The 20,722-nt window shown below is 47.8% G+C and carries 21 protein-coding genes and 1 pseudogene; 6 read left to right on the top strand and 16 right to left on the bottom strand.

Features of this window, described 5'->3' with window-relative positions:
• Positions 1–39 precede the first annotated feature (39 nt).
• The 4 genes from H8L32_RS18725 to H8L32_RS18710 form a co-directional block, all read right to left on the bottom strand.
• Positions 40–1,047: a CapA family protein gene (locus tag H8L32_RS18725; RefSeq protein ID WP_186948792.1), complete on the bottom strand. Its 1,008-nt coding sequence runs from the start codon at positions 1,045–1,047 to the stop codon at positions 40–42.
• Positions 1,044–1,574: a hypothetical protein gene (locus H8L32_RS18720; protein ID WP_186948791.1), complete on the bottom strand. Its 531-nt coding sequence runs from the start codon at positions 1,572–1,574 to the stop codon at positions 1,044–1,046. Before H8L32_RS18720 ends, H8L32_RS18725 begins: the two co-directional genes overlap by 4 nt.
• Before the next feature lie 101 nt (positions 1,575–1,675).
• Entirely contained in the window at positions 1,676–3,829 is a 2,154-nt protein-coding gene (locus tag H8L32_RS18715) for a 3-hydroxyacyl-CoA dehydrogenase NAD-binding domain-containing protein (RefSeq protein WP_186948790.1), read from the bottom strand.
• Between the two features lie 24 nt (positions 3,830–3,853).
• The gene (locus H8L32_RS18710) at positions 3,854–5,056 is read right to left on the bottom strand and encodes an acetyl-CoA C-acetyltransferase (RefSeq protein ID WP_186948789.1); all 1,203 of its coding nucleotides are present in this window, start codon (positions 5,054–5,056) and stop codon (positions 3,854–3,856) included.
• 215 nt (positions 5,057–5,271) lie between these two features.
• Here H8L32_RS18710 and H8L32_RS18705 point away from each other — a divergent pair, with 215 nt between their 5' ends.
• The 4 genes from H8L32_RS18705 to H8L32_RS28015 all read left to right on the top strand — a co-directional run bounded on the left by H8L32_RS18705 (position 5,272) and on the right by H8L32_RS28015 (position 9,032).
• A complete protein-coding gene (locus tag H8L32_RS18705) occupies positions 5,272–5,751 on the top strand; it encodes a thioesterase family protein (protein WP_186948788.1) in 480 nt (159 codons plus the stop codon).
• Between the two features lie 70 nt (positions 5,752–5,821).
• On the top strand, positions 5,822–6,607 hold the full coding sequence (locus H8L32_RS18700) for an enoyl-CoA hydratase/isomerase family protein (protein WP_186948787.1): 786 nt from the start codon (positions 5,822–5,824) through the stop codon (positions 6,605–6,607).
• Between the two features lie 275 nt (positions 6,608–6,882).
• Entirely contained in the window at positions 6,883–7,086 is a 204-nt protein-coding gene (locus H8L32_RS18695) for a cold-shock protein (protein ID WP_007878889.1), read from the top strand.
• Positions 7,087–7,319: 233 nt separating this feature from the next.
• Complete coding sequence (locus tag H8L32_RS28015) at positions 7,320–9,032, top strand: methyl-accepting chemotaxis protein (protein WP_186948786.1); 1,713 nt, start codon at positions 7,320–7,322, stop codon at positions 9,030–9,032.
• Between the two features lie 172 nt (positions 9,033–9,204).
• Here H8L32_RS28015 and H8L32_RS18685 read toward each other — a convergent pair whose 3' ends face one another.
• Positions 9,205–9,624: a VOC family protein gene (locus H8L32_RS18685; RefSeq protein WP_186948785.1), complete on the bottom strand. Its 420-nt coding sequence runs from the start codon at positions 9,622–9,624 to the stop codon at positions 9,205–9,207.
• 25 nt (positions 9,625–9,649) lie between these two features.
• Positions 9,650–10,177, bottom strand: coding sequence for a GNAT family N-acetyltransferase (locus H8L32_RS18680; protein WP_186948784.1), 528 nt, complete (start codon positions 10,175–10,177; stop codon positions 9,650–9,652).
• A 198-nt stretch (positions 10,178–10,375) separates the two neighbouring features.
• On the opposite strand from H8L32_RS18680, the gene H8L32_RS18675 reads away from it, so the two are divergent.
• A complete protein-coding gene (locus H8L32_RS18675) occupies positions 10,376–11,659 on the top strand; it encodes a DEAD/DEAH box helicase (protein WP_186948783.1) in 1,284 nt (427 codons plus the stop codon).
• A 352-nt stretch (positions 11,660–12,011) separates the two neighbouring features.
• On the opposite strand, the gene H8L32_RS18670 is transcribed toward H8L32_RS18675, so the two are convergent.
• The 8 genes from H8L32_RS18670 to H8L32_RS18635 all read right to left on the bottom strand — a co-directional run bounded on the left by H8L32_RS18670 (position 12,012) and on the right by H8L32_RS18635 (position 17,293).
• The gene (locus H8L32_RS18670; RefSeq protein ID WP_186948782.1) at positions 12,012–12,695 is read right to left on the bottom strand and encodes a hypothetical protein; all 684 of its coding nucleotides are present in this window, start codon (positions 12,693–12,695) and stop codon (positions 12,012–12,014) included.
• An 823-nt stretch (positions 12,696–13,518) separates the two neighbouring features.
• Positions 13,519–13,965 (bottom strand): tetratricopeptide repeat protein, encoded by a 447-nt coding sequence (locus H8L32_RS18665; protein WP_186948781.1) that lies wholly within the window; start codon positions 13,963–13,965, stop codon positions 13,519–13,521.
• Positions 13,966–14,159: 194 nt separating this feature from the next.
• Positions 14,160–14,462 (bottom strand): hypothetical protein, encoded by a 303-nt coding sequence (locus H8L32_RS18660; RefSeq protein ID WP_186948780.1) that lies wholly within the window; start codon positions 14,460–14,462, stop codon positions 14,160–14,162.
• Positions 14,459–14,563, bottom strand: a complete 105-nt coding sequence (locus H8L32_RS28370; protein WP_186948913.1) for an Ig-like domain-containing protein — start codon at positions 14,561–14,563, stop codon at positions 14,459–14,461. The genes H8L32_RS18660 and H8L32_RS28370 overlap by 4 nt, the downstream gene beginning before the upstream one ends.
• Before the next feature lie 66 nt (positions 14,564–14,629).
• Complete coding sequence (locus H8L32_RS18650) at positions 14,630–15,085, bottom strand: hypothetical protein (protein WP_186948779.1); 456 nt, start codon at positions 15,083–15,085, stop codon at positions 14,630–14,632.
• A 40-nt stretch (positions 15,086–15,125) separates the two neighbouring features.
• Complete coding sequence (locus H8L32_RS18645; RefSeq protein WP_186948778.1) at positions 15,126–15,563, bottom strand: hypothetical protein; 438 nt, start codon at positions 15,561–15,563, stop codon at positions 15,126–15,128.
• A 199-nt stretch (positions 15,564–15,762) separates the two neighbouring features.
• The gene (locus H8L32_RS18640; protein ID WP_186948777.1) at positions 15,763–16,266 is read right to left on the bottom strand and encodes a hypothetical protein; all 504 of its coding nucleotides are present in this window, start codon (positions 16,264–16,266) and stop codon (positions 15,763–15,765) included.
• Between the two features lie 235 nt (positions 16,267–16,501).
• Entirely contained in the window at positions 16,502–17,293 is a 792-nt protein-coding gene (locus H8L32_RS18635) for a hypothetical protein (protein WP_186948776.1), read from the bottom strand.
• A gap of 88 nt (positions 17,294–17,381) precedes the next feature.
• On the opposite strand from H8L32_RS18635, the pseudogene H8L32_RS18630 reads away from it, so the two are divergent.
• A pseudogene (locus H8L32_RS18630) lies at positions 17,382–17,527 on the top strand (IS5/IS1182 family transposase); the annotation flags it as partial.
• A gap of 229 nt (positions 17,528–17,756) precedes the next feature.
• On the opposite strand, the gene H8L32_RS27600 reads toward H8L32_RS18630, so the two are convergent.
• Both H8L32_RS27600 and H8L32_RS18625 read right to left on the bottom strand, forming a co-directional pair.
• Positions 17,757–18,038: a hypothetical protein gene (locus H8L32_RS27600; protein WP_222619415.1), complete on the bottom strand. Its 282-nt coding sequence runs from the start codon at positions 18,036–18,038 to the stop codon at positions 17,757–17,759.
• A gap of 43 nt (positions 18,039–18,081) precedes the next feature.
• On the bottom strand, positions 18,082–20,637 hold the full coding sequence (locus H8L32_RS18625) for an RHS repeat-associated core domain-containing protein (RefSeq protein ID WP_186948775.1): 2,556 nt from the start codon (positions 20,635–20,637) through the stop codon (positions 18,082–18,084).
• Positions 20,638–20,722: the final 85 nt, after the last annotated feature.

Below are 20,722 nucleotides of genomic sequence, written 5' to 3'. Positions count from 1 at the left end.
TCAATGAGACTAGCTCCAGGAAGCTTAGTCAATGAAAACTTAGTCAATGGCATTGCTGCATGAGCCTATCTTGCCCGCATCGGCCCCTTCGCGTTTCCAGCAGGCGGTGCTGGCAGTCGGTACCGGGTGCGGTACACCGTTGTCATCAATTTTCGCCAGTCTGGTGTTCCAGGCCAGTACACCTTTTTTATCCAGTTGCAGGCGCAATACCCAGCCGCGTGTCTGCGGTTCGTTGTCCAGTTCATCCATCACAAAATTGCCCAGGCTATAGATGATGGGTTTGCCCTGATAATGCTCAACATCCTGTATCACATGCGGGTGTCCACCGATGACGGCATCGGCACCTGCATCGATCATTTTTCTGGCAAGCTGGCGCTGACGTGGTACTGACACCTTGTCGTTTTCCCAGCCCCAGTGCATGAAAGGAATGACCAGGTCGGCATGATAATGCTGACGTGCCTGTCTGATGTCGGCGATCACCTGTTCATCTTCGCTCCATGCAACGCCCGCTGCCTGGGCTTCTGCTTCAAAACTGCGTGGCATAAATTCGTTATAGCCGAGCAGGGCGATACGCAAGCCTTTCTTTTCTATGATCAGCGGTGTGTGTGCTTCGCGCAGATTGCTACCCCCACCAAAACGCAGCAGTTGCTGTTGATCCAGCAAGCCCAGCATTTCCTGAAAAGCGGCACGTCCAAAATCCCCGGAATGATTGTTCGCTATCGAGACTGCATCCACGTGTTGTTTCAATACGGCCAGCGTGCGCGGGTGGGCGCGGAAGGTAAAATTCTTGTCAGCGGCGTCGCCTGTTGTCGCCACTACACATTCCAGGTTCACGACACGGATATCCGTAGTTTTGAACAGGCTGGCAAAGGCATGAAAAGGGTCTTTGCCTTCGGCGATCATCTTGCCCGGTGTGCCATCGAGTACCACATCGCCAGCAAACAGGATACTGACACTGTCATTGTCTGCATGAACCACTGCGGCTGGCAACAGTGCACATGCCGATACGGCCACCAGTTTGAAAAACAGGGAATTGATCCACTTCATGGTGCCACCTCTTGCAGTGTGCAGCGATATTGCAATTCTCTTTCCACATCACCGGCGTACAGCGAGTTTTGCGGTGTCAGTGCTGTCTCTGTTGTGCTGACATGAAAGGGTGGGAGATAGGTGGCCTGATGAATGGGAATGTCGCTGCGCCGCGTCTGAAAGTAGGCATACAGCTTGATATATTCTATGGTCTTGCTGTCGTTGTTGTTGTTGTTGTTGTTGTTGTTGTTGTTGTTGTTGTTGTTGTTGTTGTTGTTGTTGTTGTTGTTGTTGTTGCTGTTGTTGCCGTCGGCTTTCATGACGGCTTTGAAGCGGAAGCGTTCGCCGATATTGGTACCAATGACGCCATATGGGTCCTGTACTGTCCCGCTTTCAATAACCTGCATGCTGCCGGCGTAGCTGACATAGCAGCGCAGCAGCGGCTTGGCGGCACATGGTAACTGGCTGGCTATCAGTAATAGACTGCTGAATACAAAAAGCCTGACACGGTTTTTCTTTCTTCCTGCATTTTCTTCAACTGACCACATAGCTTCTATGCCCATTATTAGTCGAGCGTCGATTATCACAGGATTTGCGTATGCAGGGAACCAGTTTTAACGGGGCTGAGGACCTGATATGGATCCGGTTTTCAATAGTGAGAACAGTGACGGCTTTCGTTGGCATGATGCAGGTAGCTGGGCGGCAACGTGTAGCCATCACCGTAACGGGCCTGTAATTCGATGGCCCTGGCTGCAAATTGCGCAGGCCCGACGTGGTTGATGAATTGTACGGCGCCTCCGGTCCAGGCCGGGAAGCCTATGCCAAATATGGACCCGATGTTGGCATCCCGGCTCGATTCCAGCACGCCTTCATCCAGACAGCGCAGGGTTTCCAGTGTTTGCCGGTACAGGAAGCGGTCTTGCAGATCGGCATAAGGCAGGCTGACGCCAGACTTGCCAAACAGTTTGCCCAGCAGCTTGTCCAATTCTGGCCACAGATATTTTTTGCTGCCATCGGCCGGATAGTCATAGAAGCCAGCACCGGCAGCCTTGCCGGCACGCTGGTACTGGTCCAGCATGATGTCGATGATGGTCGAAGACGCCGGTGCTTGCCAGGCAATGCCTTCGACTTCCAGGTCAGCCCTGGTCTGTTGTGCGACATGGCGCGACAGGTTCAATGAAACCTCATCCTGTACCGCCAGTGGCCCCACCGGCATGCCGACAGACAGGGCGGCATTTTCTATCAGCGCAGCAGGCAGGCCTTCTGCCAGCATGCTCAGACCTTCGTTGACAAAACTGGCAAACACGCGGCTGGTGAAAAAGCCACGGGCATCGTTTACAACGATGGGTGTCTTGCCGATCTGCAGCACGTAATCATAGGCCAGTGCCAGGGTAGCTGCACTGGTTTGCCTGCCCTTGATGATTTCTACCAGCTGCATTTTTTCTACCGGGGAAAAGAAATGCAAGCCGATAAAACGGTCCGGGTGGCGTACCGCTGTCGCCAGGCCAGAAATGGGCAGGGTAGAGGTATTGCTCGCCATGACCCCTGTATCGCCAAGCCAGGTTTCTGCTTCGCTGCTGACGCTGGCTTTCAGGGTGCGGTTTTCAAAGACGGCTTCGATGATCAGTTCACAGCCTGCGAAGTCGCTGGCCTGGGCGCCTGGCTGAATGCGCTCAAGTATTGCCTGTGCCTGCGCTGTGGACAAACCACCCTGGCTGATTTTCTTGTCCAGTTTGTCAGCGATGACGGCCTTGCCTTGCTGTGCCAGGTCTGTCGTCTGGTCTTTCAGCACTACCTGTATGCCGCGTGTGGCGCTGACAGACGCAATGCCCGTACCCATCATGCCAGCACCAATGATGCCCAGCCGGTTGATTTTTGTTTTGGGTATTTCTGGCGGGCGACTTTTGCCGCTGGCGATATCCTGCATTTGAAAGAACAGGGTGCCAGTCATGTTCCGGGCGACCTGGCCGGTCACCAGATGGGTAAAGTAGCGCGCTTCTATTTTCAGTGCATTCTCAAAATCAACCTGTGCACCTTCTACCATGGCGGCAAGTATGGCTTCCGGTGCCGGATAATTGCCACGGGTTTTTTCGCGCAGCATGGCTGGTGCTGCCATGATCAAGGGCAGCAATGCAGCGGAGTGCGGTGTGCCACCGGGCATTTTGTAAGCAGGGCTATCCCAGGCTTGTTGCGCCTGCGGGTTGGCTATGATCCATGCATGGGCTTGTTGCAGCATGTCGGCATGGCTGCTGGCAAGGGCATGCACAAATCCGGCCTTCACTGCGTTTGCGGGGGAAAGCTGCTTGCCTTCCAGCAGGTAGGGCATGGCTGCCTGCAAGCCCAGTATGCGTACACTACGTACCACACCACCTGCACCGGGCAACAAGCCCAGTGTCACTTCGGGAAAACCGATTTTTGCCCTGGGATTGTCAAGGGCTATGCGGTAGTGGCAGGCCAGTGCCAGTTCAAGGCCGCCACCCAGTGCGCTGCCATTGACGGCTGCCACCACGGGTTTGCCCAGTTTTTCGAGTCGGCGCAGTACGGCATGGTTTTGTTCAAGCATGGCAAAACAGGATGCGGCATTCTGTATGCCTATGAGTTCACGCAGATCACCACCGGCAAAGAAACTGTCCTTGCCGGAGCTGATGATGACGCCACTGATCTGTTCTTGCTCTTTTTCCAGCCTTGTCACTGCGGACGCGAGTGCAGCACGAAAGGCGGCATTCATGGTGTTGACTGACATGCCGGGCATATCGATACAGAGCGTGACTATCTGATGTGCATCTTTGCTGTAATGGATCATGATGTTTGCTTTCCTCAGGATAGTTCAGCTACGTTCTATGATGGTGGCAATACCCATGCCGCCACCCACACACAGCGTGATGAGCCCGCGCTTCAGGCGGCGTGCCTCCAGTTCATCGATCAGATTGCCCAGCAACATGCAGCCGGTCGCCCCCAGAGGATGCCCCAGAGCGATCGAACCTCCATTCACATTGACTTTTTCTTCGGGCACATGCAGGTCTTTCATGAACTTCATGACGACGGCGGCAAAGGCTTCATTGACTTCAAATAAATCGATGTCTTCGATGCGCAGGCCAGCTTTGCCCAGTGCTTTTAAGGTGGCGGGGCCAGGGCCGGTTAGCATGATGGTCGGGTCAGTACCTGTGACAGCTGTGGCGACTATGCGTGCACGTGGCTGCAAGCCCAGGCGCTTGCCCATGGCTTCACTGCCTATCAGTGCCAGTGCCGCACCATCAACGATGCCGGATGAATTGCCCGCCGTATGTACATGCTGTATGCGTTCAACTTGTGGATATTTGCGTATGGCCACGCTGTCAAATCCCATCTTGCCCGGTATCTCGAAAGAAGGTTTCAGCGCTGCCAGTGCGGCCATGCTGGATTGCGGCTTGATGAATTCATCTTCCGCCAGGATCATCAGGCCATTCAGGTCATGCACCGGCCGCAGCGATGTGAAGCGTCCTGCTGTTCTGGCGGCTGCGGCTTTTTGTTGTGAGCGCATGGCAAAGGCATCTACGTCGTCGCGGCTGAAGCCCTCCAGCGTGGCGATCAGGTCGGCGCCTATGCTTTGCGGCAAAAAGTCGGTCTGCAGGCTGGTCTGCGGGTCTGCTGCCCAGGCACCGCCGTCTGAGCCCATGGGGACGCGCGACATTGATTCGACACCACCTGCGACCACCAGGTCTTCCCAACCCGAGCGTACTTTTTGTGCCGCCAGGTTAACTGCTTCCAGGCCAGACGCGCAAAAACGGTTTAACTGCACGCCAGCCACCTGCCAATCCCAGCCCGCAGCCAGGGCGGCAGTTTTGGCAATATCGGCGCCCTGGTCGCCGATGGGCGTCACACAACCCAGCACCACATCATCGATCAATGCCGTGTCCAGCGCCAGGCGCTGCTGCATATCCTGCATCAGCCCGGATAACAGGGATACGGGTTTGACGCTGTGCAGTGAACCATCCTTTTTTCCTTTGCCGCGTGGGGTGCGCGGGGCATCAAAAAGATAGGCTTCTGTCATTTCATTCTCCGTTGTAGAGGGGGGGCGTATCCGGCTTTTCTTGACATGAAGTGTAGGATGATACAATTATTAAATCAAATGCTTGATTAAATTAATTTCAAGACTATGCAAATGATCATGTATTGCAATATGGCAATTTCGATCAGGTAGCAAGGCCGGGCGACGCATGGATTCGTTGCGCGCCGCTCAAGGAAATCTCACAGGACTGGATAATCATGACGCAAAACATTCTGACTAACCCTGAATTTCAAGACATGCTGAAAATTGTCATTGAAGAAAAAATCCCATTTTGTCATTTGCTGGGCATGAAGCTTGACAGTTTCGATCCCGATGCGCCGCAACTGGGCATAGACATGCGCGAGCAATTGCTGGGCAACTTTGCCCAGGGCATGTTGCATGGCGGTGTGATTGCCTCTGTGCTGGACAGCGTGGCAGGCTTTGCCATCCTGCTGAAAATGGCGCAATTAAGCCCGCAGGATGATGTGCCCGCGCAAATCAGGGAATTTGGCAAGATGAGTACCATAGACCTGCGCATCGATTATCTCCAACCGGGGCGCGGCAAACGCTTTGTTGCTACGGCAGAAGTCACCCGTCTGGGCAAGCGCGTCGCCAATGTATTGATGGATTTACGCAACGAAAAAGGCGAGCGCATCGCTACTGGTGCCGCCGCCTTCATGCTACATGGTCGCGCCTGATTGCCTTTCTGCGACATTCTTACTACGATGAAAGGAGCAGCCAGAATATAAAACACCAGTGGAGGTTGACATGAGCATACGTCTGGAAAAAGCCAATGGATTGGCAACCGTGATATTTGACAATCCCGATAGCATGAATGTGATGGGCATCAGCGAGATACGCAGTTTGAACAGACTGACGGAAGAACTGGCTGATGACCGCAGTCTGCGCGTCGTCATCATACGTGCTGAAGGCAAGGTGTTTGGGGCAGGGGGCGATATTTCCAGTTTTCGCCCCGGCGATCCGGCCTCGCCAGAAACCATACGCGAAATTGGTGCTGAATTGAATCAGGCCATTTTGCGACTGCACAATTTACCAGCCATCGTGATTGCTTCCGTCCATGGTGCCATTGCTGGTGGCAGCATGGGCACCATGAACGCGGCTGACCTGGTGGTGGCGGCCAAGGGTACGCGTTTCAATATGGCATATGCAAAAATCGGTGCCAGCCCCGATGTAGGTAATACCTGGTTTTTGCCGCGGCTGGTGGGCAACCGTAAAGCGCTTGAATGGCTCTTGTTTTCAGAAAATTTTGATGCCGATGAAGCGCTGGCATTTGGCCTCATCAATCTGGTGGTGCCGCCTGAACAGTTGAAAGACGTGACAGAAAAACTGGCCTTGCGCCTGTTGCGTGGCCCACATGAAACCTATGCCCGTATGAAGCGCCTGATTTACCAGTCAGAATCAACCTCTCTGGAACAGCAGGTCACGGATGAAATTGAAGCATTTGCCTCGGTGACCATGACGCCAGACTTTGCCGAAGGCGTTTCTGCATTTTTAGGGAAACGCGCGGCACATTTTGGCAGCAAGCTAAATTGAACAACAATTTGAGGCGGTTTTGGAAGTGCAGGCCGTGAAAGCCAAGGTCAAAGCAGCAAACTGCGCTTAAAACCACTGATTTTCTGTGGCGCAGCATAGAAAGTTGAAGTTTCCGTCATGACTACGTGTTTTATTTTACTTTTTCATGAAATTCTGCGTATAATCATTCGGTCGTTGAGATTCAAAGTGGTAGTGCAGTATCAGTCTGTCATTTCTTACTTGGTTGAAACGATCTATCGGGCATATGCCCACATTAACTGAAATAGGAAATTGTAATGGCAACAGGTATTGTTAAATGGTTCAATGATTCAAAAGGTTTCGGCTTCATCACTCCAGATGAAGGCGGTGAAGATCTGTTTGCTCATTTCTCCGCTATCCAATCTAACGGCTTCAAATCTTTGAAAGAAAACCAACGCGTTTCTTTCGAAGTAACGACAGGCCCTAAAGGCAAGCAAGCTTCCAACATCCAGGCAATCTAATTGCTGAGATGTTAGTCTAGTTTTGCGATAAAAATCCCCGATTCGTCGGGGATTTTTTTTCGCCAATTTTTGTATGAACTTGTATCCATGAACAAAAATTTTGTGCGCAACTTATAAAGTTATTTATACTCGAACGGTAATCATGCATTAAAGTTGTCCCTTATCAATATTCGAAGCAGGAATCTTTGTATTCTTGTGCCAAACTGAATCGGAAAATAAAAGGGGAAGTCACAATGTTCAATCTGACAATCAGATTAAGACTGATCGGTGCCATGTCTTTCATGGCAGTCATGCTGGCCATTGGCGGTTTGATGGGGGTTTATGGTGTCCGCAGCAGCAATGCTGTCATCAAGGAAATATTCACCAATCAATTGCCGTCCGTTGAAGTGTTAGGTCAGTCCCGGGTTCTTATCCTGCGTGCCCGCACTTCTCTTGACCGCGCCATCGCTCACCCTGAAGCTCCTGATAACGCTGAAACCATCAAAAAATCTGAAGACTTTCTGAACCAGTCAGATGTCTACTGGAAAAAATATCTGGCCTTGCCGCAAGACGCCGAAGAAAAGAAAATTTCCGACGAAGTCGCTGCCTTAAGAGATAAATACATCAAAGATGCGCACATGCCCATGCTCAATGCCATCAAGGCGGGCAACAAGGATGAGGCAGACAGCCTGAACATGAAAGTGGTGCCACCTGCCTATAGTGCCTATTCCGACAAGATAGAGAAATTGAGTGACTACCAGTTTACCGGTGCCGCCGAATCACTGAAGGAAAGCGAACAGGCATTCAATACTTTTGTCTGGGTCGATGCGATTGGTGTGATTGGTGGCCTGGTTGCTGTATTTGTGTCGGCTTATTTCTTGCTGGCGGCTATTTCCCGCCCGCTGAAGCTGGCGATTACCCAGTTTGAAGCCATCGGTAATGGTGACCTGACACAGCAATTGAAGCCTTCTTCTCGTGATGAGATGGGGCAGCTTGTATCTGCACTGGAAAATATGCGCCAAAGCCTGATGCAGACGGTGATGATGGTGCGTCAATCGAGTGGTTCCATCGCCGTGTCCTCGGAAGAAATCGCGACCGGCAATATGGATTTGTCCAGCCGTACTGAGCAACAGGCGGCCAGCCTTGAAGAAACCGCTTCTTCTATGGAAGAGCTGACTTCTACCGTCCAGCAAAATGCCGACAATGCACGTCAGGCCAATACCCTGGCATCAAACGCATCAGAAGTCGCCAGCAAGGGCGGGCAGGTAGTGGGAGATGTGGTCCACACCATGTCGTCGATCAAGGAAAGCTCGAAGAAAATCGTCGACATCATCGGCGTTATCGATGGCATCGCTTTCCAGACCAATATCCTGGCCCTGAATGCCGCTGTCGAAGCTGCCCGTGCAGGTGAACAGGGCCGTGGCTTTGCCGTAGTGGCGACCGAGGTGCGTAACCTGGCGCAACGCTCTGCCAATGCTGCGAAGGAAATCAAGGAACTGATCAGTAATTCTGTTGACAAGGTGGAAATCGGTTCCCGCCTGGTAGATGATGCGGGCAAGACCATGGACGAGATTGTCGTGTCCATTAAAAACGTGGCCGACATCATGGCTGAAATTACCTCTGCCAGTGCCGAACAAAGAGACGGTATCAACCAGGTTAGCCAGGCCATCACCAAGATGGATGAAGCCACGCAGCAAAATGCCGCCCTGGTGGAACAGGCCGCCGCCGCCGCCAGCAGCATGCGCGACCAGGCCAGCAACCTCAATCATGCCGTCAGTATTTTCAAACTGGATGCCAATGACAATGCCGCCGCTGCCAAACCAGCAGCGATCGCCCCAGCTCGGGCAGTTGTAAAAGAAAATCCACTGGCCAAGCGCCCGGCAGTCAAATCACTGCCTGCAAGTGCGCCAGAGAAAACCGTCAGGAAAGCCCCGACGGCAACACAGGATGATTGGGAAGAGTTTTAATTGAGCCTGTAAATCGAACCTGTAATTCTGCGCGTTCTTTTGCAAATATCTGGTGAGTGCTGTGCGCTTGCCAGATATTTTTGCTTATCGATTAGATATGCGTTGCAAAGGCGCTATGGTGTTCCTTGGTATTGCCTGGTATTGCCTGCTATTTCCTGGTATGTCAAACCAACTACGATGCCGGCTGCGCCACATTCACCATCCACGACACACCAAAGCGGTCTGTAAGCATGCCGGACAGCGAGGTCCAGAAGGTTTTGGTCAAGGGCATCTGCACGTTGCCGCCATTGCTGAGTGCAGCGAATAATTGCCGGGCTTCGCTGTCATCTCTGGCTTCCAGGTTCAGCGTGATACCTTTAATGTCAGGCTGGGCCAGGGTTTCAATGCCGTCCGTTGCCATCAGTATGGTGTCACCTATGCGGAACGAGGCATGCATGATTTTTTCTGGATCGGATGAGACGGTGCGCATGGCCGGGTCGGGGCTGTCTTTCCAGCGCAGCATGACTTGTACCTCTGCGCCAATGGCTGCCTGATAAAACTGTATCGCTGCTTCGCTATGGCCGCCAAAGGCCAGAATGGTCTGGATTTGCATGGGGTTTCCTCAAGGTGAGTTCTGCTTACAGTATCAATTCCATAAAACGCCAGCGTGGGTGCAGTACTGCTGGCACCTCCGCACCCTCGTAGGGCTGGCAATTCTTAAAGCCAGCAGCTTCATAAAGCCTGTGGGCTGCATGCATGAAGGGTGCGCTGTCCAGACGGACGCATTCATAGCCCTGGTTGTCTACATCGCTGAGCAGGCGTTGTAAAAGAGCATCGCCCAGATGCAGTCCACGAAAAGCTGGCAGCACAAACAGGCGCTTGATCTCGGCCACGCCTGCCTGTATCTCACGCATGCCGCCCATGGCAGCAATCTGGCCGTCTGCCTCCACCAGATAAAACATGCCATTCAGTGTATCTGCACCACAGATTTTGTCCAGCGCACCAGCGACATAATCTGCCAGCGGCATGCCAAGTAAATCTTCAGTGGCAATACCAAAATCCTGCTGGATGTGTGCCGCTACCCAGCTCATGTATTCAAGATTCATGGCGAGTAACACATCTTTGTGCTGGACAATATCTGCCCGGATGAAAGTAATTGTTGTCAAAACACTGACTCCATATTGGGTAAGCACATCTATTGTAAAGGCAGGTTCTACAGATACAGGACAGTTTTGCACTACAATGCGCATTGACGGGGTGACATCCCCGCATGATGATACTTATAGAACTCATTCTTTTTATGAAATGAGTTCGAGTGTAACGCGCTATACAGCATTTCTTTTTTTCCCTTCTCCAATGTACCCATGACTTTTGAATCCTTAGGCCTGATCCCGGAACTTTTGCAAGCTGTTGCCGCACGTCAGTATCAGACACCGACTGCGGTGCAGGCTGCGGCTATTCCGGCAGTATTGACTGGTGAGGATGTCATGGCACTGGCACAGACTGGCTCTGGCAAGACGGCTGCCTTTGCTCTGCCGTTATTACAGCGTATGCAACAACGCATGCAACAAGCGGTGGAAGAGGGTAATAAGGCACGTAAAGTCAGTGTCCTGGTGCTGGTACCTACCCGTGAATTATCCGGGCAGGTAGGCCAAACAATCGAGGCTTTGGCAGCACACTTGCCAACGAAGTTGAAGGTGGCCGTGATACATGGTGGTGCAGCTATCAACCCGCAGATGATGCATTTACGTGGTGGGGCTGATATCGTCATCAGCACGCCGGGGCGTTTACTGGATTTGCTGGATAACAATGCCCTGTCTTTAAAAGACGTGGCCACACTGGTACTGGACGAGGCAGACCGCCTGTTGGACCTGGGCTTTGCCGATGAAATCAAACGTATCCTTGAGCAGTTGCCTGCTAAACGGCAGAACCTGTTTTTCTCTGCCACGTTCTCACCCGCAGTCAAAAAACTGGCACTGGCATTGCTGCATGAACCCAGGCGCATTGCGATTGCCGACCTGGCTGAAAACCTGCCTGATATCGCACAAAGGACGATAGCAGTTGATGGTGACAAACGCACCCGCCTGCTGGTTCATCTGATCAAAGATCAGCAATGGGAACGCGTGCTGGTCTTTGTCGCCACCAAATATGCGAGTGACACAGTCAGCAATAAATTGAAAAAAGCAGGTATCAAGGCCGAGGCATTTAACGGCGATGCCAGTCAGGGCGCGCGCCAACACATGCTGACCGACTTCAAGGCAAACCGCATACAGGTACTGGTCGCCACTGATTTGGCAGCCCGTGGTATCGATATTGCCGGTTTGCCTGCGGTTATTAATTATGATTTGCCACGCTCGGCGGATGATTACCTCCACCGCATAGGCCGCACGGGTCGCGCTGGCGCGAGTGGCACGGCGATCAGTTTTATCGTGGCCGAGCATGAAATGCATTTCCGTCTGATAGAAAAACGCCAGGACAAACGCGTGCCCCGCGAGACCATCGCCGGTTTTGAACCTGCGGCAATTACAACAGACAAGGCAGAGCCTGAAGCTACTCTTGACGCACCAACGGGCGGCATCAAGGGCAAGCGTAAAAGCAAGAAAGACAAGCTGCGTGAGCAGGCTGCCAAAAACGGGCAGCCTGGCTAAAGTCTGGGTTTCAATTTAAAGGCTGCTGCGAAATTAAAGCAACTGAAAAAATGCTGTTAACTTTGAAATTAAAGTAGTCAGAAGTCATTTCATTAATAGCGGTGAGACGCGCTTGCCTCATAACCTGGATTGGCTCTAGAACGTTGGATGAATGTTCTGTTTTCTTGAAGGCTATGCCGTCAAAGAAATACCCGCTGCTTCAAGAATATTCATAAAGAACCGGGAATAGAAAAACTTGAGTGATTGGGATTGAATGAGATTAAACAGAAATCAGGTTGCGCGGGCTGATTTCTGTTCTGAATTTAATCAAGCATGGTTTGATTTTACTTCATTAAAATATGCATGTAAGAGACTAACACTTAACGTTTGTAAAACGTGGATTGAGGCCAAGTTGTATCACGAGCTTACCTTCTTTTTCTATGACAGTCGCAGGTGAATACACTCTTCCTGAATGACATAGATCATGTTCATTAAAAAGATAAACGATCATAATCTTTAATCGCTCACTTCCAATATCTTCTAATTGATGTTTAAAATCATCCGTACAAATATTGTTTAAGTCACATGCAGGAAAAATCTCAATTTTTTGTGCGACAAAACGAATATCACTTTGAGCGAAGGAAATAAAGCGATGAGGTTTTCCTTCTATTTGCTTATCAATCGATTTTTGATCATCATGTTGTTCAAGAATTTTGAACTCACCTGACATTTTAATCCCGCTAGTCCACAACTTGGTTTTTGGTTTAGACGCAATTTCCAAATCGGCAGTAAATAAAATTTCATTCTTCGCAGGCGCAGACACAGCAAGCATCGGATTTTTAACCACTACGTCGATGGATTCATTGTGTATATGCATCGGATAATTTTTATCCAGATTAAAATCAATCCAATTAATTTCAATTTCTGGATTGCGAGTTTGGACGGCACATGAACCCAGAAATATCAATGGCAAGCTGAAGACTAATACAGTATTTTTCAGTTTCAATAAGGTTTGACACATATACTTTGTCTTCAGAAAATTAGTTTTGAGCTTCATAATTCACAAAATGGTGCGTTTGACCTACGCCTCCCCCTGCATTGATCAATAATTTTCTGAGTCTTGAGCTGATTGAGCTCGGGCCCGGAAGGGTGCAAGAGCGCATCAGTTTAGCTGGAAAATGTAGAGTGCTTGTTCATTAAGAAAATAGCGTAACGACCAAACTTGTGAACAGAAATCCTAATCCAATAAAATACATTGCTGCGTATGAAATTGTATATTGCCGGGGACTATCCGTATAACTATCATTCCACCACGTGTAGGTACAGGAAGTTTTTTTCTATAGTTTTGATGAACTACAAGAAAATAAGAAATACCCCATAAAATTTCCACCAGAAAAAGCACATATTTCGTAGCGTCAGGAAACCAAAGTATCAAGGGCAATATACAAGTCCCGGCAACAAAAAAATATAGGGGCATGATATGACGCCTCATAAAAATACGTTTTTACAGGCTCATAAGATAACAACAAGAGCCATTAGATCAACTAACTAATCACTTACTTGGCTTAAGTCACAACCACAATTCTTACACTGCTTATTTGCGAACGCACTGTAGATAGAAATACCACCGAATTTCCCCTGATATACCAACGGCGTATCGCAGTTCGGACATCGGATTTTCAAAAGTAAAAAATTCCCGATCAGAATCCATCCGAAAAAAGCATAAAACAAAAAATCTGACTTATTATCAAACATAAAAACACCAATAATTAGTGCAATTACAAATTACAATAAATAAGAAATAGTGCATAAAAGAAATTTTTTCTTGGTGAAGTCTTCATTGGCAAACCTTATCTTAAGCTGCGGCACACTCATCAAATTCAATGTACTTGACCAGCAATACTTTTCAGTTTTAATGTCGATTTTAACGTTTCACCGATATGTCTCATGCCATCTAATGCATTGATCGCATCATCATAATTGGGTGTAATTTGTATTGCTTTTTCAAAGCAGATGCTTGCTAGCTCATAGCGTTCCAATGCTCGGTAAACTAAGCCTAAGTTAAAGTAAGCCTCATCCTTTTCTTCATGGTTGCCGTTGAGCGCCGTTTCAAAACATGTAATTGCAGCCTCGAATTCTCCTAATGAAACTAAATTTGAACCGCTGATTATCCAAGGCCACCCAAAATCATTTCCTAAATGTGTAGTGCCAATTTCAAACCATTTTTTAGCTTCCAGAGAAGATTGAAAGTCTTTGACTAACACTGCAATTTGCATAGCAACATGACCTTTGTGAGCATCGGATGCCAGTTCATAAGCTGTATTCAATGCGCTTATCCATGTTTTTCTCCTTTAAGAAATATTCAAGTCTCTGGTAAACAATATCGAATCTTTCTTTGATGTAATTTGTATTCTTTTTCAAAGCAAGTGATTGTTTGCAATCTCCATATCCAAACATGCTTGAATACTTCAAGGCTTTGTGCGGTAGGCACAAGGTTTTCTATTTTTTATTGCATGTAAATTTATTCTAAGTTTACATTTCTCTCAAAAATAGCACGCACGGCTTCGCGATCAACATCTTTTGGTACGATGCTATCCTGGCTTCTCGCTAATTGATGCAAGACAGTATAAATTGCCCAGTCAACTTGAATGAGCAAATCATTTTGATCAAGGGCAAATATCTTGAGTTCTATTTCTTCATGAGTTAATGTCAAAATAGGGATATTCGCCCCACCACTTTTGTGGTGCTTTTTCTCAGACGTGTCTAGAGTTTCTGGCCATAGCGAAATAATCTCGTCAAATAGTTCATTAAATTTTTTTATCATCTGCAATTCCCGAACGGAACGTCACTCCAGTTAAAACGATAGGGAGCAGTCGTGGCGGTGGCGATAAGACTGGTACCGTCGAAGAATTCTACTTTGGCGATCGTGCACTTACTGCTTCAACACGATACATACATCACCATGTCATCTACAATTGTAGATGCCGCATGTTACTTACTCAGATCATTACTTGGTTTCACAAAAAACCAAAATATGGCCCCTGTAAATCCTCCTGCCAAGGCAATTTCCATTTGATACAGAACCATCCTCAGAAGGCCGTACTCAGTGTAGCGTCCTTCGGAAATAATTTGATGATTATTGATTATCAAGGTCAAACTACCTGAGATCGGTAAATTGAGAATGCATGAGGGGACAAGAACAACAAGATATCCAAGTAAGACAACACGGAAAAAAGTTAATACGTAGAATCGTTTAATCAGAAAATAAATCGGAACCGCGAGTAAGAAGGTGAGTGCATAAGCGCTTGCCAAAGAAAATATCCACCAATTCTTAAAATTTGAAGCGCCGCGAACTGTACTCGAATAAATAAAAGCGACAGCCGTAGCTGATAAAAATGGAGTGAATATGAAACCAAACCATTCTTTCTTGAAAATATCAAGGATCATATAAATCTACACCTATATTTTTACTGGCGCTATGGCGAGTTTAAATCTCTTGAGATTCGACACTGACTCTCTGAAATGCGATGCCATATTTTTGTTCGTTTTTTATTACAATTTCACCGCCAAAATCCTGTGCGTTATCTATAAATAATAAATTATTCTCAAAATCAAAAACACTTGCTTTGTCAAAGAGTATGTCCACAAAAGAATCTTTATGATTGAAAAGGAAGCGAGAGTCGTTTAGGAAAAATTTGAATACTTGATGGCGATCAAAAACCGTTTCGTTGATCAGCCAATAGCGAACTCCTAAAACAACATTAGCTGAATTGCGAATATAGTCATAAAAGAAACCACCAAGGGATACATCCCGGACAGGTATCCATACATTTTTGTTTATTAGGAACGGATCTGTTGATTTGCATTGGAAGTTTCGCTCATTAATATCAGGTACAAGCAAATGAGTAATAGTTGTATGACTCATCTATTTTCCTCGCATATTTTCTTCAATATTTTGATTCGTTCTTCTTGTGTTTTTATACCCGGAAGATTGCTAATTTTTTTGTACTTATCAATTATTCGCTTCGCTAGCTTAAGATACGCGTCGGCTGCATCTTTCGTCAATTGGTTAGCTGTAGTTTTACTTGTGTCAATGATGACTCAAACGGTTTGAACTCTGTGGCTTAATTCAGTCCTTCCTTGCCCTCACAAATTGAAACCTCATCAGGATAATGAGTTCTGCACCACGAGACCCATTTGTCACGATTGGCCATCTTCTGTTGAAAGGTGGCGCCATCGTAGAAAACTGGAAACTTTTCATTTGTCATTTGATTTAACAACGCGGATAGTGCTTCGTGAACTTGTTCCGCCTCATAGTATCGAGAAGGTTCTCTCGCGGATGGAAAATTATTAGGCAACCGCACTGTTCTCTCAGCAAGTGGCCGCACATCCGATAAATGAGCCACGATATGTGGCACAGCGCTTGTCCCCATCGATTCAAGATGCAAAAAAGCTGCCTCTTGTCGTTTTGGACTTTGTGTAAGCTCATCAATAAGATGCGAAACTTCCTTCGAAATCGATTTTTTTGAAACATATTGGTACGCCGGCATCGCACCCAAAAAAACGATCAGGCACAGAAGTATTCCGACAAGAATTGATCGATATAATTTCGTGGTGGATGTTTTCACTGTGTGTCTAACCCATCAAGGAGCGTAATACGCTGTTTTTGTAGCACGCTTAAATTTATACCTATCAATAATTTTCGAATGCTGCGGCGACTACTACTTCAGTTTCAGTGTTACACGTAAGCGACTAGCGCTTAACGTTTGCAAAACGTGGATTCAAGCCAAGTTGTATAACTAGCTTAATCTCTTTTTATGTCGCAACCATAGGTGAATAGACTCTTCTTGCATGACATAAAACTTACACGTCCTGCTTCGAACTATTGGTAAATGCTACTAATCTTGAACGTCTAAACCAAAACACAATTGCCCCCAGCGGAAAGCTGGCAGTAATAATCCAGGGTGAATACTCGCTATTAGCAACCATTGCTGCACCAAATAACTGGAATCGAATTAGCTGAAATGCATATTCCCCTGTGGTCCAATTCACATCAATCGCACTAACACCCAAAACAATAAAAAGCGCCCACAACCATTTTCTCTTAAGCATGGTCGTTCTCATGCAGACAACAAGCGTAATAAGAATAAATAGAAAAACGCAGACAGCCGCAATAAGTGTTACATAGTGTATTGCTGACTTACCAGAAAATGTAAAACGATTGATTTCTTTTTGTGACGTTTTAGTTTTATTGATGCTAAATCCAACAACCGTAAGTTGATCATTTTTGCGCTTCAATGCAATATGCCCTACAGCCCATCCCGCCTCATAATGATACTCAAACTTGAAATTCCCGAACCAGTCGGAATCCACGACATCAATTTGTGCTCCTATCAATTCCGTAGACAATACTTTTCCATGAGGGAAAAAACTTGCGAGCTGAGACAAGGTTTCGTCAGTGACTTTTGCTTGTAACTCAGCATCCATCTTACTTTTTACAAAAGCAAAATCTTTGTTATGAATACGCTGCAAATATTCTTTGGCAAATTTCTGTTCCTCTTTAGACGCTAAAGAACTATCCGACAAATCGGCCGTTGCAATTGCTGAATAACTGAAAAGTCCTAAAACCAGGAAAATATTAATGAGCAGACGCATATTGGAGTTATGAGTACAGTATGTTTTTTGGATGTTAAAAAAGAAATTAAAAATTTAATTGCAAATGCAAATAGCTAATCACCTGATTGGCTTAAATCGATACCGTCAACTCGTCGAGAATGTGTTTGCACGGCTAAAACAGTTTTGGGTTTTGGCGACAAGATTCAACAAATTAAACGCAATTATGAAAGCCCTGTCGCCATGGCCTACGCTTTTTTATGGTTGCCTATGTGAAACGTCAACAGCCCCTAATACAATATTTTTCAGTTTCAATAAGGTTTGGCACATATACTTTATCTTCAGAAAATTAGTTTTGAGCTCCATAATTCACAGAATGGTGCAGTTGACCTGCGCCTCCACCTGCATCGATCAATAATTTTCTGAGCCTTGACCTGACTGAGCTCGGATCTGGATGGGCGCATGAACCCATCAGTTTAGCCGGAAAATGTATAGTGCTTGTTCATTAAGAAAATAGCGTAATGATCAAACTTGTGAACAGAAATCCTATCCCAATAAAATACATTACTGCGTATGAAATTTTATACTGTCTGGGGCTATCTGTATAACTGACCATCCCACCACGTGTATGTATAGGTAGCTTTTTTCTATAGTTTTGATTAACCACAAGAAAATAAGAAGTACCCCATAAAATTTCTACCAGAAGAAGTACATATTTTGTCGCATCAGGAAACCAAAATATCAAGGGCAATAAACAAGTTCCAGCAACAAAAATATATAGAGTCATGACACTTCCTTAAGTTTTTCTTGAAAATACACTAATTTTTCATTTACTTGCATTGTTTAGATTTGTTTTTCCCTAAATCACGTATTCTTTTCCATATTTCGCCAAAACTCGGTGACACCTGAGTTGAAGAATACGATACTCCGACTCCAACTGCTGCACCAAGTCCAACGCCAGGAATTGCTTTAACTGGTCCTGAGCCGTTCGCACCCCAATTTCCATCTTTATCTGCCGCAACTGCACCAGAAAATGCTGCCGGTCCAGTTCCTAAATCTGCCTCAGCATAACCTGACACGCTGCCAGAACTAGATGTCATAGGGCCATCGGTACGACCAGCATATGGAGCAGCCCCTACGCCTGCATATGCGCCTACACCAACCATTGCATTCACTTGCTCCGTAAGAAAAAGAGATGTTCCTGAAATTGTTCCATCCGTCGTAATGCCGAAAGTAGCACCGCCACCACCACCAATGAATCCTGCAAATATAGTGCCACTTGCGCTAACACCGATTTGTTTGTCAAGACCCAACGCATCGAAATAACGAACCGGATTTCCCTCCACATACCCATAAGTATTTAATCCCCCCGCCAACCCAATCGGATCAGACTGAATATACCTTCCTGTCTGTGGATCATAATCCCTGAAGTAGTTATAGTGCAGATTCGTCTCTGCATCAAAGTACTGCCCAGGGAAACGGATATTGTAAGTAAATTTTTTGGTAGAGGAAGCTGGTTGTTCATTGGCCAGCGTTTCCCCAAAGGGTGTACTGTCCCAACGCCAGACTTCACTGCCTGTGTCGTCGGTGATGACCCGTGGCGTCCCCAGATGATCGCTGTGAATGTCATAGAATTTTGCGACATGCGCAGTCACTGAAACAGTCACTGGTGCGGATGTGGTGCTGACACCCAGATTGTCTGTGGCTTTGGCTGTCAGGCTGTAATTACCGCCCGGTACTTCAGTCCAGTTAAAACTATAGGGCGCAGTAGTGACGGTTGCAATCAGATTGGTGCCGTTGAAAAATTCTACTTTGGCGATTGTGCCGTCACTGTCCGTTGCATTCGCATTCAAGATAATGGTGGCTGGTGCCACTGCATTGACAGGGCTGGCCGTAAGGCCAACTGCAGGCGCGTTGTTATTGACGACGCTGATATTGACCGGCGTGCTGGTGCCAATATTGTTTTTGGTATCAATCGCTTTGGCAGTGATGCTGTAGCTGTTCACCGCCACATTGTTCCAGGTAATGCTATAGCTGGTGCTGTCGGGTGCTATTGGAGCGTTAGCGGTGCCAATAAGTGTCGTGCCCTGATAGAACTGGACCTGGCCGATAGGGCCATTGTTACCGTCCAGTGTTTGAGGGACTGCTACGGCTGTCAACACGATATTCGCAGGAGCGCTGAAATTGGTGTTGTTTAGCGGAGCCGTCAGGCTGATGTTGGGTGCTGCGCCTGGTCCTGGATTGCTGCCACCACCCGTTGTTGTGGTGCTGAGCACCTGACGATAGGCAAAAGCGGTTACGCCACCGTTGGTGGTACGAATGTTTTTGGCGAAGACTTCACCGATGATGGCGAAGTTGTTGGCACTGGTGAGGCTGACATCGCCCTGGTCTACATAGATACCAGCCGCAATCTGTGCCCCTTGTACGGTGGTGAAGTTGCCGTTATATACGTAGAGCTTGAGCTTTTGCGGTTGCTGGGCCTGGATCTGGGTGCTGCCCATGGTGCTGCCACAGGTGCCGCTGATGTTCCAGCAGGTGGGGCCGGCATTGAGGGTGAAGGCGTTTTTAAAATACAGGTTGACGCTGGTGGCAGTATTACCACTGGCAGCAGGACTGACTGCGAGGTGGCAGCTTTGTTGCCAGCTGGCAGTTTCTATATAGTAATCACCCGGTTCAAACTCCATGGTACTGCCGTTGCAGTTGGCAACACTGAGTTGTTTGATGCGGGTGGCGACACTGCCGCCCTGGAAGTGCAGGACACCACCAGCCTGGCTAGCGACTTTGGCATATTCTCCGGCAGGCAGGCTGAGTACGCTGCTTTGTACTTTGAGGGTCAGGGTTTGTGATGCTGTGGTGCCGCCGCTGTTGCTGGTGACGGTCAGTTGCCCGGCACCATTAAGGGTGGTGCTGGTGCTGCCATTGTTGGCGATGACCTGGGCGCTGTTGGCGTAGTTCACATCCAGCAGGTTGGTGGTGCTGAGATAAGTTGGCAAACTGATGCGGGGCGACGTGGTACCCGTGGCTGCAATGAATGTAGCTGCGTCAGATGTGGTCGAACTGCTGTTTTTACATTGTGTGGTGCCCAGTAAATTTTCAGTGGCAACATTCAGTTTTGGAGAATCGTAAAAGCTGGGGTTGCAAAAAGCCTGGGTATTTTGCAGATCACCCAGCGTAATTTTACCGCCATCAAAAACATTAAATATGCTGCCGCCTGTTGCGACTGGTGTGGTGCCGCCACCGCCGGGCACAATGATAATGCCAACAGGCTTTGTGATAGCGGCGTGTGATGAGGGGGCAGCAGTTGCTGCAAGCAGGCTGCCGGCAACCAGTATGGCCAGTTGCCAGTTCCGTAATCCCGTACGGAGAAACTTTGATGAGTGCATCATGTTTTTGATTATCTTCAACTTTTAACGAAAGTGTTTTTACCAACTTTATCAACGCTTTTTATGGCAACAAGTTATTTTTACCACT

Source organism: Undibacterium hunanense (genome assembly GCF_014284335.1).
Taxonomy (GTDB): Bacteria; Pseudomonadota; Gammaproteobacteria; order Burkholderiales; family Burkholderiaceae_D; genus Undibacterium; species Undibacterium hunanense.
Note: the sequence above shows the minus strand (reverse complement) of the source record. Positions and strands in the feature narration are given on the sequence as shown.